The organism is Cytobacillus sp. IB215316, from assembly GCF_033963865.1.
GTDB classification, from domain to species: domain Bacteria; phylum Bacillota; class Bacilli; order Bacillales; family SM2101; genus Nanhaiella; species Nanhaiella sioensis.
Genome location: NZ_JAXBMC010000031.1, coordinates 1 through 11123, shown reverse-complemented (window position 1 = coordinate 11123; position 11123 = coordinate 1). Strand labels below are relative to the sequence as shown.

The following is an 11123-nucleotide window of genomic DNA, read 5'->3' as shown; positions in this document are numbered from 1 at the left end:
AATGAATATATCAAATCTTAGTTCTAAATATAAATAATATTTTTAAATATATATCTTTCATGATGTCTCTTTTTTCCAAAAACCTTGAGATTATTTGAATAATTTTGTTGAATTGTAAAATAATAATAAATCTTAATATTTTTACAAATACATAGATATGATACCATATGCAAAACTAGTTTGCATAATAGCAACTATAGGAACCAATACTTACTAAAAACCCTTGATTTATCAAAGTTTTTTTAGCTTTGAAATTTATTCGAATATACATGATTTAATACAATGTTGAATTATAAAGGTTTTGAAGAGGGGTAATTTAATTATTCCCCGAATTTCTTGCATATAAAGTTTTTGTAACATGAGTTGTTAGTAAACACATGCTGAGTTGTGTTTACTAATTATCAACCGTTAACGTTATTCCACAATATGGCGCAAGAATCTAGTAAAGGGGTATACCAGTTACCGAAATAATAAGGAAAATGAATGATTGAGATCATAATACGATATGGCGCTTTTCAGAAATAACTCTGAAAAGCGTCTTTATTTGTTTACTTTTTCTTCGTTCAAATTGCCAATCTTATATTGTACAATTAGGAGGGTAAATATAGATATACAGGAAAAACTTACGTTTTTTACAGGTCTAATTGTGGTTATTTAGTGAGTTTCTAAAATGGAAACAATTAAAGAGTTTGAATGTAAATATATATTAGGAGAACTAAGATGGATAAGCAACGTACATATTTTTACGGGTTTATAGCTGGATTTGTATTGATAATTTTACCTGTCCCTCATTTTTTCTTTTGGGAAGATATAATAGATAAAGTCGTTGTGGTTTGTTTTTCAATATAGTGGATTTATATTGTTAATGGTCTGTGTATTTCCTTTGGTAATTGAAGTCTTTCGGAATTTTTATCATAGATAATTTTCTATATAAAAAGATAGAAACATTTATTGAAAAGTAATAAAAAGGAGGTTGGGGATGTATACAAAAATTAATAAGAATATATTTGGTGCTATTGATAGTTACAATGAAGGAGTACAAAAGCAAATCTCTTCCTCAGGTTCTGCATTTGTAATAATGAAGGATAATGAAATTATTCACGAATGGTATTCAGGTACACATCATTTTGAAGAAGGTGCGAGAAAGATAGATGGTGCATCACAATTTAACGTTTATTCAACTAGGGTAACTTATGTTGGCTTAGCTTTAGCATTAGCTGTGTTTGAGGGATATCTCAATTTAGATGACAGATTATGTGACTTTTTTAATGATTTGGATAGCGAAACATTAGGAGAGACAACCATTAGACATTTATTAACACGATGTACGGGATTAAAAATTAATGGAGGTAAAGTAAGTCGTATCTTTAATATTGGAACAAACATTGAAGGAAAAAGACCAGATTTATTGGCAAAAATTCATGAGATTTCGACTGGGAAAACTATTTCCCAAGTGCTGAAAGAAAGAGTTTTTCAACCCCTCAATTGGAGCCAAACTGGGTGGATGACAGAAGGAAAAAGCACCCTAGTGTGTGATATACATTCACATATAGACTACCCAACTATTAGGCTAGGATCCAGGTCTGGAGAGGATAGGAATCTATATGTCAGTGCTAGAGAATTAGCTTATTGGGGTAATCTTCATTTGAATAAAGGATTGGTTAATAATAAACAAGTACTAGCCAAAGAGATTTTTGAACTTTCAACAACAATTCAAAGTCCAAGTAATCTACCTAAAAAACATCCGAAATTCGGTTTTCTCTGGTGGATTAAAGATAGTGAAACTTCATGTAGTTATAATGAAATGAGTTCTGAATTACCTGAAGGATCATTTCAAATACTTGGTGCATCGAATTGCTCTTGTACTGTGTTACCTAAATATACTACTGTTGCGGTTAGAATGTATAATAGCTTATGTGAGACTCCAAAAGAACATTATAGCTACTTAGAGGATATTAATACCTATGGAAACTTAGTTGTTTCAGCTATTAAAGAACTTCATTGATATATCTTGCATCTTTTAATAGTGAGTATAATAGTAATAACTTAGAACTGTGGCAATACATTAATTTTTTAACTATTCAACAATATGGCGCTTTTCAGAAATAATACTGAAAAGCGTCTCTATTTGTTTGCTTTTTTCACGTTCAAATTGTTAGTTCTATAGTGTAAAATCATTAGGAGAAATATGGATACATAGGGAGAAAATAACATTGTGGGGGTTAAAGGTGAATAGAGCATCTATGGGGGATATAATTGTTGGTTGGACAATAGTGATTATAGTTTATATACTAACCTATTTAGCGTCAGCCACACTTTTTGTGTTGATCTTTCAACGATCCATTGACCAGGATTGGAGGCTTTCAGGAATATTTATTGGTTTTTTTCTGATTGTTATACCATATCTAAGTGCAGGGATCTTTGTGAGAAAGTTTTTCTCAAAGCCATATAAAGTGGGGTTACTGGTAAGCATAGTTCCTTGGATACTGGAAAAAGTGATCATCTATGGAGTTGGTGCCATGTATAAAGAGGCAATAAGTAAAACAATTTCTAGTGTTACTTCGACGATTGCGTTTATTAGAGGGGACGCTGGATTACCTTTTTTTACTAGTATATACTGTATTCTCGGTTTACTTAGTATTTTTATAACTGTCCTAACTGCAACTTATAAGAAATCAATTAAACTTATGACTAATTAGAAGGTTTTTACTACAACAGATATGGAAGTATCCTGATTAATAATTATCTATAGAGAAAGGTCGAATATAATGAGATTAATAAAATCACTATCTATATTAACTATGTTATCTACCATATTATTATCTGGCTGTAATAGTGTAGGAGAATCTACTAATGGTGTTTCTGTTAAGGAAGAAACCGTTTTAGTAAACGATAATGCGAGTGTGGTAAAATCAATGGCAGACTTTGACTTATACGATGACATCACTGAAGTTGAAGAATATGCTGACTTAATAATTAAAGGGAAATATACTGGAGAGCGTGACCAGAAAGATTTCTTCAAAGGCGGTCATTTAGTTCAAACAACAATAGAATCAGAAATTGAAATAAAAAAAGTTTATAAAGGAGATAAAAATAAGAAAGATATAATTACTGTTTTTGAGCCAGCTTATTTTAAGAATGATCAATTTGTTTCTATTGAAGGATATAACCTTGTAAATGAAAAAGGAAATTATGTACTCTTGTTAAGAGAAAGTTCAACTAGTCATGGATATGTAATTGTTGGCATGTTTCAAGGAAAGTATGACTTATCAAAGCAGGAAGAAGCTAAAAAACAGAATAAGGTAGAAAAATATGAAGATATTAAAGACCTTGAATATTTTGGTGATGAGTATGGAAGGTTTAACAAACTAAAAAAAGATGTAAAGGAAAAATACAAGTAAACCAATGAACCTTAAATAGTTAGTAAAAACTTTCCTTTTCCAATGGCGTTTTCTAGGAACAATAAAAGTGTTCTATTTTGCAAAGATGAATTTTAAATTAATTAGAGAATTTACGCTTATTGTTTTTACTCTGAATATGTTTAGTAAAGAGGGAGAGGAACTTATATGAATAAAAGAAAGCTGGTGAAACTATTCTTTACAATTTCTATTTGTTTAATAGCTTGGATGTTTTATGAATAGTACCATTTGCAAAAAGAAAACGGAGAAATGAAAGAGCGCTTAGAATTAATGACCTCAGAGTATGAAGTGAATTCTCAATATGTCAAAACATTAGAGGTTGAACAAAAAGACTCACAAACTAAATATAAGTTAAGTGAACTTTCATTAATTCATCAAATGTTAGAGCTCCCTCCATTCAAATATGAAATCATCTCAACCCACTCAAAAAATCGAAAAAATGAATTTGTCGTATATGTCCCTAATATCGATGACAATCTTACCTCTACCGAAGTGCTTGTAATGAGAGCTGCAGTTGAATTTTCTGATGAAGAATATTATCCATACGTTTCATTGTGGAAGGACAAGGAAAAGGCTCAATTATATGCTAGTGGTAATTATGATTCTAGGGAAGATCAATATCATGGTTGGCTCGGTATGGATTTTAGATTCGGAACAATTGATAATTCTCTAGAGACTCCAAATTTAATGGTTTGGTTTAGTGGTCATGACAGAGCTACGATTGAATTTGGGAAATACAGTTATTAATCCGTGCTAAAATACTTGTAGGTTATTAGTTTTACAGTTGTCTTGTTGACAGCTCTTGAGTTAAACTTCAATTCTCATAATAATCAAACAGATTTTCAGCAATATGGCACAAGAATATAGTAAAGGCTACCTTGACTCCTTTAGGATAATACCCATTTAAAATGGGTCAGCCAGAAAAATTACTCGCTGACCTCATAATACGAATCGGGCTTTTCAGAAATGATACTGAAAAGTGTTAGTCATGTTAGGTAATTGGCCTATGGGTTATTCGTCAACTATGCTTAATGCCAATATAGTAATATGATTTTTTACCATAGGTATAAGTATATGGTTTTTTTCGTGGGGTTAATTTATTTTCCTATATATATCAAAGTTAGTATTAATTATTTTGAAGAAAATTGGCCTCATCAAGCCAGTTTTTTGTATATAATTTAGCAATTAAATTAACAATTGAAATAGCACAAAAAAGCATCGGTTTTAATAACTAATGATTTTTAAGAAGTTTTGATTATAGACTTAAGGAGTTTGCTATCTCTAATAATATTTCTGGTTTTACTTGATCTGAAACAGCTTTATTGATATTAAGAATATACTGCCAACCGTTTTTTTCGAATATCAATAAATTAAATCCCCTAGCGATATTTGTACTATAAATCGCCTTGCTTCCATCTATTAGTTTGAAAGATTGTTTAATATGCTCATTCCTAATTGGTAATCCATATTTAACTGGCCTGACCCTAATCATATAGTGATTTTTCGGTTTATTTATATGCCGGTATTCAATTTCAAATCCATCGTTTATGACTCCTTCCAAATCACTAAACCTTCCAAAACTGTGTGTGAATTCAATTGAAGGTATTTGTACTGGCAATACAATATCCCTTTTAAAGTGGTCTATACTTTCTTGCAATGCAACATTAACCTCCTTAAAGCCAATGTCAAAAAGTGATCTTTGAAATTCTTCACTTGTGTAGTTAGCTTCAGCTCCGTTGAAAATTGAGAAGGTCAGAATAATAAACAAGACAAGGATTTTTACTATCTTGATAATAACCACATCCCTTGATTCTTTTAGTAAACATACTTAGAAGTTATTATCTGCAGTTATTATCTTATATATAAAATATCTTCAATCTTAAATTTCTTATCTGTAATGCCCAATCTTTGTATTGGAGGTTGCTTTTTATCATCTAGACCCTTAAATGTCTCACACTAATTATACAAGAAAAACGGTTAAGGCATACTGAGCATATTTCAGATTGAAATTTGCGTAAACATAGCTCTTACCATCACCTCTAGCAGTTACAAAATAAAGAAAGTTAAATTAGGAGAATTTATTTTTAGTCGAAGGTCAAACTACACACAAACTACTTCCAAAGGTGTTGATACCATAAATAAATTATATTGGAAAATCATAATATATATAGTTTTTATCGGACTACTCTCATCAACGCAATTAGCTCTAGCAAGTTTACAAACAAAGATAAAAGCACAAGATGTTTTATTCATCGAAGCAAAACGTTCAAACGGAGATACTCGTACTTTTAAGTATACTTATGAAGAAGTAACCATTGATAAGGTAGTAAAATGGATAAACACATCAAGCTCTGTTGAAGGGCCAACTGACTTAGAAACAAACAACACCCCCATCTCTAAATTGAAAATTAAAATGAAAAGCGGGGAAGTTGAAACTATTGAACCTGCCTATAATTGTATTTCTAAAAAACAAGCAAAGGAATGCACAGTAGCAGATGGTGAAGTGATATATACCAAAAATCAAATGAAAGTCCGATTGAAATCATTAGAACTGTTTGATTGGATTTTAGTTGGGTGGAAGTTTGAAAGTGTGGGCCCTTCAAAAGAAGAGTTACTTGAAGAAACTTTATATGCAAGGTATTTTAGCTATCTTGATAAAACTTATTCAGACTTTATTATGTGTCCGAGAATAGATAAAATTGAAAGAATAAGTGGTGATATAAGGAGACATATCATCAATGCAAGTGCGTTAAATTATAGTGCTCATCATGATGAGGATCCTTATGACAGGGTTCATATTATGTTGACCGATACTCCAGAAAATGGTGTGAAAATAAACAACGTTAGAATTGAAAAAGGTATTTCTGATGAAGAAAGTCGCATCCAATGTAAATGAGTCAATTAATAAATATTGGGCTAACTTGTAGCGTTAGTTCAACAATAAAGTCCTAACATAATAAATATGATTATCTATAGGTTAGGTAAGTATAACGTTTGATATTAAAAGGAGAAACTTCAATGCTCTATTTTAAAACTGTCTCGGCTGGGGTAAATGCTTCCCATTGATTATATTTCGTTGTTATTGATGAAATAAACCAATACTCTCTAAATGGTTCTAGATTCTTTTCCACCGTTATAATCTTCTGCCCACTACCAAAACCTGCATATGATGTCTCTAATTCATATTTAACAGTATACCGCATTCTGGATTCGCTAAGCTTTTCTATTTTGGTAAAACGAAAATTACTAACCCAAGGGCTTGACTGACCTGTCCCCCAGTGAGTTTGCTCAAATTTTATCCTTGATTCTTTCTGAAGCGAAGGGGACAACATCGCATATTGAACAGCACCGCTTCGGTTATTCACACCTAATATCCACAATTCTACGGCTTGTTTCGGTTCGAGTACGTGCAAACCAGTCATAAAAGACATTAACTGGCTTTCTAAAGGATTGGGGTGTTTTGTGGCTGCTATTGCGGGATTATTATTAAATAGTAATAGTAAAAATAAAAGTATTATAAATCGCAATAAATTCACCTCTAAAGTTTATTTTCTTAGAGGTATTATTCTACCTGTAATTATTATTGATTCGTTATCAAACGATTTGTATTGATTTTTGGCTCTTTTCGTAAGATTGTTACTTTTGAAAACACAAGGAATAATCTGGACCAAGTTTAACTTTTGTTTTGGATCATAATTTGTCTAGTTTTTTAACAGGGAACTCCAAGGAGGACTGATTAGTGTTTAAGTATTGAGCATAAATGTACTTAAACAAACGGAATGCTTTTTTTAGACTGTTATTATTCTCTTTTAAGACTATTTCATTTTATTATTCAGCAATCTGGCGCTTTTCGGAAATGATACTGGAGAGCGTCTTTCAGTATGTTTTGAGGAATATGTTTAACCAAGATATTTTGTAACCTCAATGGACATTGTGGTTTCATGAAGTTATAGTTATTTTTATTATAATTTAGCTTTTTCTACACATTATCTGGACCACTTACTTTATAAAGGTAATTCCTTTATTATTATATCTTGCCAATGGGGAGGCAACTTGTGAGTCTCTATATGTTTAAAGTCTTTCATCTTAACTTACCGCTAGAAATGTAAAATGTTAATTGATCTTTTCCAACTGAAATATGTGCTCCGACAACCGGTGTTACTTCAATAGTGATTAAAAATTCAAATCGTCGATATCCTCCTATCCTTTCCATCTTTGCAATTTGTATCTGGTATGGATAAACTGTGGTGTTAGTTTTGAGATAATCTTTGTAATAATTATTAACAGCTTTATTAATATCAGGTAATAGTAAGGTTAAAAATAAATCCATCATCAGTTCTTCATTAGATTTTTTAACAGGATGGTAATAATTATCTTCAGCATAATTTGCTGTTGTGGGGATTAAAAATAGGACTAAAAGGAAAACTGAAATTAATTTTTTCTTCATTATTTATACCACCTTTCTTACAAATATTATCCTCAAAAGGAATATGAAAATGTACTTGAATTTACTTCTCATAATGAGGAATGGTGGTTCGGTTCCAGTAGGAAAGGACTACCTAACATATAAGATTACATATAGATCCGTCAGTAGGACTAATTAAACACCTTATTTCAATCGCATTTAGGTGGTATTTCATTTGGCTTTAATCTTTTTCGTTTGAAATCAATAGTATGCCACTCTAGGGTTTTTTCATTACTAAGAGTGATTGTCACTAAATCATTGGGAGGACTGTGAGCACCTTCAAATGTTATTAGCTGCACAGTAACATTAAATATATAAGTGCCTGTGGGTAGCTTTTCAATTCTGATAATTTTATGGCACATAAATTGTTGGGGTTTGCCATACTGCTTCTCCAATTCCTTTGCAATTAAGGGATAAAGCAAAATGTGAATCACGTTATCACGCAACTGTATATCATTTTCAGTTACGGTTTCAGCTTGGACGGGAGAGAATAGAGTTAAGAAGGTAATTAATATTAAAAGGCTTTTTTTCATAAGTCATATCACCCTCGATTATTTTTACCTTATTTTCCCCATGTAGCTTTAATTTTCTCTTCTTTTGAGTTAATCTTTTTGTCATTTATTAATATTCGAAAAGGGGCTCGAGTCTTCGACAATATGGCGCTTTTCAGAAATGATACTGAAAAGCGTCTTACTCTATGTTTTTAGCAACATTCCATAAATCAAATATTGTAGTAACTTCAATGGACATAGTGGTTACTATTTTAAATTGCCCTCACCATTAAGTGAGGAAAAACATAATATACTGTACCTTTGAATTGACAATCTTGACCATAACAAAAATCCCTACTCATTGAGTAAGGGTTTTGTTATGTTTACTATGGTTACTACAAATTACTTATTTACTTTGCTCACCTTTTTGAAAAGTAGTGACGTTGATGCAGCGACAAGTGTTGTCAAGAGTTACCATAGATGCTCCAGTTCCATTATCCAAAATTGATAGACGATACATATGACAGCCCAGTGGTGGTTGATCACAAACTGTATTGTTCGGGGTTAATGTATAAGATTGATTATCTCTTTCATCCAATACATTATAGTTACATAATGTTGTAGTAACCCCACCAGTAATTCGCTCAACTACATAGTTTAGATCAACAACTTCACCATTTCCCACAGACGCTTGAATGTCTACCATAGTATCAACCTTTGCAACCCAATCTTTTTCTGTGACTGTTATCGTGTCGGTTGTTAAAATAATAGGCATAAAAGGAGTCGGACCACCGTCTAATAATGTAAAAGGAGTGTTTTCGCACCTACAGAATATTTCGTTGTCATTACCTTTGCACTGACAATTTGCCATTATGTTCATTCCCTTCGTTTTCTAAAGAGAGACTCTTCTAACTAGTGAATGTATGTTTACTAAAATGTGCAACTGGCAACTGTCTACATCGTCAATTATTTTTAGGAAACAGAATGATTAAAGAGTCGAATAGTCCTAAGCTAAAGATTAACTTACTATTGGACTACAAGAAAATGTTACTCAACAATATGGCGCTTTTCAGTAATAGAATTGTGTTTATCAATAATGATTTGTTATTATTTTTTTTATAAAGTTGATTTATTATTATATATTCTGTAAAATGATTAAAAATTAAAATAATAACATAAGTGATGATAGGATTTAGTAGTTTATTATCTCCCTGTATATAGAGATCTGATGGTTGGTGGAAATCAGAACAAAGATAAGAACGAATTACCTCCTTGAACTTTCTTTGTGAACACAAATTAGCAAAGAACGGATGAGCCGTTATTCGATATAAGAGGAAGAGGAATCTTCAATTAAGGGTGGTACCGCGTTAACCACGTCCCTTTTTAGGGGCGTGGTTTTTTATATATAGAGGAGGAAGAATAAATGGGAAATGTCGAGAAACTTACTCATGAACAAGCAATGGAGGTTGAGAGGCAACTGAGAATATACAAAAATGGGGTTCAAGAAATTATTCCAGAAGCAGAACTGAAAGATAAGATTTCAAGATCCTTAATAAAGAATGAGCCATTAAAAATTAAATTAGGTTTAGATCCTTCAGCTCCTGATGTTCATTTAGGTCATACTGTTGTATTGAATAAACTGAAACAATTTCAAAATAATGGGCACATTGTTCAATTAATTATAGGTGATTTTACTGGTAAAATAGGAGATCCTACTGGTAAATCTGCAGAGAGAAAGCAATTAACTGATGAAGAAGTAAAGAAAAATGCTAAAACATATTTTGATCAATTTAGTAAAGTATTGGATATGGATAAAGTAGAGTTATATTACAATTCAAGATGGCTGTCATCACTGAATTTCGAAGATATAATTCAACTTTCATCAAAAATAACCGTTGCACGTTTAATTGAGAGAAATGATTTCTCTAATCGTATAGCTACAGGGAAACCAATTTCTCTTCACGAATTTTTCTATCCTCTAATGCAGGGATATGATTCAGTTGTTTTAGAAAGTGATGTTGAGTTAGGTGGAACTGATCAACATTTTAACGTTTTAATGGGAAGACATTTACAAGAGCATTATGGAAAAGAAAAGCAAGTGGTGATGATGCTACCATTAATAGAGGGTCTAGACGGTGTAGAAAAGATGTCAAAATCAAAGAACAACTATATAGGTATTGAAGAAGAACCTAGCCAAATGTTCGGAAAAACTATGTCAATACCTGATAGTTTAATACTCAAATATTTTAACCTAGTAACGGACTTATCAATAGAGGAAAAGCAACAAATATCTCAGGGGTTAAAAGACGGTTCTCTCCATCCAAGGGATGCGAAAATCTACTTAAGTAAAACTATAGTAGATATATTTCATGGTAAAGAAGCTTCAGAAAAATCAGAAGAACACTTTAGAACAGTATTCCAAAAAGGTTCAATTCCTAAAGACATACCAGAAGTAAAGTGGAATGAATCTCTTAAGGTACCAATAGTTGAATTATTGGTTAAATTGAGGATGCAAAGCTCCAAAAGTGAGGCTAGAAGAATGATTAACAATGGTGGTATTAGGATTAACACCACTAAGATAAATGACTCAAACCTTGTAGTTGATATCGAAGATGGTATGATACTCCAGGTGGGGAAAAGGAAATTTGTTAAAATAAAAGTATAAATATGTAAAGTCTATCTTCAACAATATGGCGCTTTTCAGAAATAATTCCGAAAAGCGTCTTTCTTTATGTATGGCTCTTCTCG

At 31.7% G+C, this 11123-nt stretch carries 12 protein-coding genes and 1 other annotated feature; of the genes, 7 read left to right on the top strand and 5 right to left on the bottom strand.

Translation table 11 applies throughout. The annotated features are described in order from the left end of the window. Positions 1-720: 720 nt before the first annotated feature. The 5 genes from SLH48_RS21780 to SLH48_RS21760 all read left to right on the top strand — a co-directional run bounded on the left by SLH48_RS21780 (position 721) and on the right by SLH48_RS21760 (position 4166). Positions 721-849 carry a hypothetical protein gene (locus SLH48_RS21780; RefSeq protein ID WP_320259836.1) on the top strand — a complete coding sequence of 43 codons (129 nt, stop codon included), beginning with the start codon at positions 721-723 and terminating at the stop codon, positions 847-849. Positions 850-979: 130 nt separating this feature from the next. Continuing rightward, a complete protein-coding gene (locus tag SLH48_RS21775; protein ID WP_320259835.1) occupies positions 980-2005 on the top strand; it encodes a serine hydrolase domain-containing protein in 1026 nt (341 codons plus the stop codon). A gap of 223 nt (positions 2006-2228) precedes the next feature. Next, complete coding sequence (locus SLH48_RS21770) at positions 2229-2699, top strand: hypothetical protein (protein ID WP_320259834.1); 471 nt, start codon at positions 2229-2231, stop codon at positions 2697-2699. Between the two features lie 69 nt (positions 2700-2768). Then, positions 2769-3401, top strand: a complete 633-nt coding sequence (locus SLH48_RS21765; protein ID WP_320259833.1) for a hypothetical protein — start codon at positions 2769-2771, stop codon at positions 3399-3401. Positions 3402-3668: 267 nt separating this feature from the next. Beyond that, complete coding sequence (locus tag SLH48_RS21760) at positions 3669-4166, top strand: hypothetical protein (protein WP_320259832.1); 498 nt, start codon at positions 3669-3671, stop codon at positions 4164-4166. A gap of 508 nt (positions 4167-4674) precedes the next feature. On the opposite strand, the gene SLH48_RS21755 is transcribed toward SLH48_RS21760, so the two are convergent. Further along, entirely contained in the window at positions 4675-5076 is a 402-nt protein-coding gene (locus SLH48_RS21755; protein ID WP_320259831.1) for a hypothetical protein, read from the bottom strand. Between the two features lie 756 nt (positions 5077-5832). Between SLH48_RS21755 and SLH48_RS21750 the strand changes: the two genes are divergently transcribed. Continuing rightward, positions 5833-6315 carry a hypothetical protein gene (locus tag SLH48_RS21750; protein ID WP_320259830.1) on the top strand — a complete coding sequence of 161 codons (483 nt, stop codon included), beginning with the start codon at positions 5833-5835 and terminating at the stop codon, positions 6313-6315. Positions 6316-6442: 127 nt separating this feature from the next. Here the strand turns inward: SLH48_RS21750 and SLH48_RS21745 are convergent, their stop codons facing one another. From SLH48_RS21745 to SLH48_RS21730, 4 genes are all read right to left on the bottom strand, one after another. Continuing rightward, complete coding sequence (locus SLH48_RS21745; RefSeq protein ID WP_320259829.1) at positions 6443-6946, bottom strand: hypothetical protein; 504 nt, start codon at positions 6944-6946, stop codon at positions 6443-6445. Between the two features lie 554 nt (positions 6947-7500). After that, positions 7501-7866, bottom strand: coding sequence for a DUF3888 domain-containing protein (locus tag SLH48_RS21740; RefSeq protein ID WP_320259828.1), 366 nt, complete (start codon positions 7864-7866; stop codon positions 7501-7503). 167 nt (positions 7867-8033) lie between these two features. After that, a complete protein-coding gene (locus tag SLH48_RS21735) occupies positions 8034-8417 on the bottom strand; it encodes a DUF3888 domain-containing protein (protein ID WP_320259827.1) in 384 nt (127 codons plus the stop codon). 364 nt (positions 8418-8781) lie between these two features. Continuing rightward, positions 8782-9246, bottom strand: coding sequence for a hypothetical protein (locus tag SLH48_RS21730; protein ID WP_320259825.1), 465 nt, complete (start codon positions 9244-9246; stop codon positions 8782-8784). A 302-nt stretch (positions 9247-9548) separates the two neighbouring features. Then, positions 9549-9759, top strand: a binding site (T-box leader). Positions 9760-9798: 39 nt separating this feature from the next. Here SLH48_RS21730 and tyrS point away from each other — a divergent pair. Further along, on the top strand, positions 9799-11040 hold the full coding sequence (tyrS, locus tag SLH48_RS21725; RefSeq protein ID WP_320259823.1) for a tyrosine--tRNA ligase: 1242 nt from the start codon (positions 9799-9801) through the stop codon (positions 11038-11040). Positions 11041-11123: the final 83 nt, after the last annotated feature.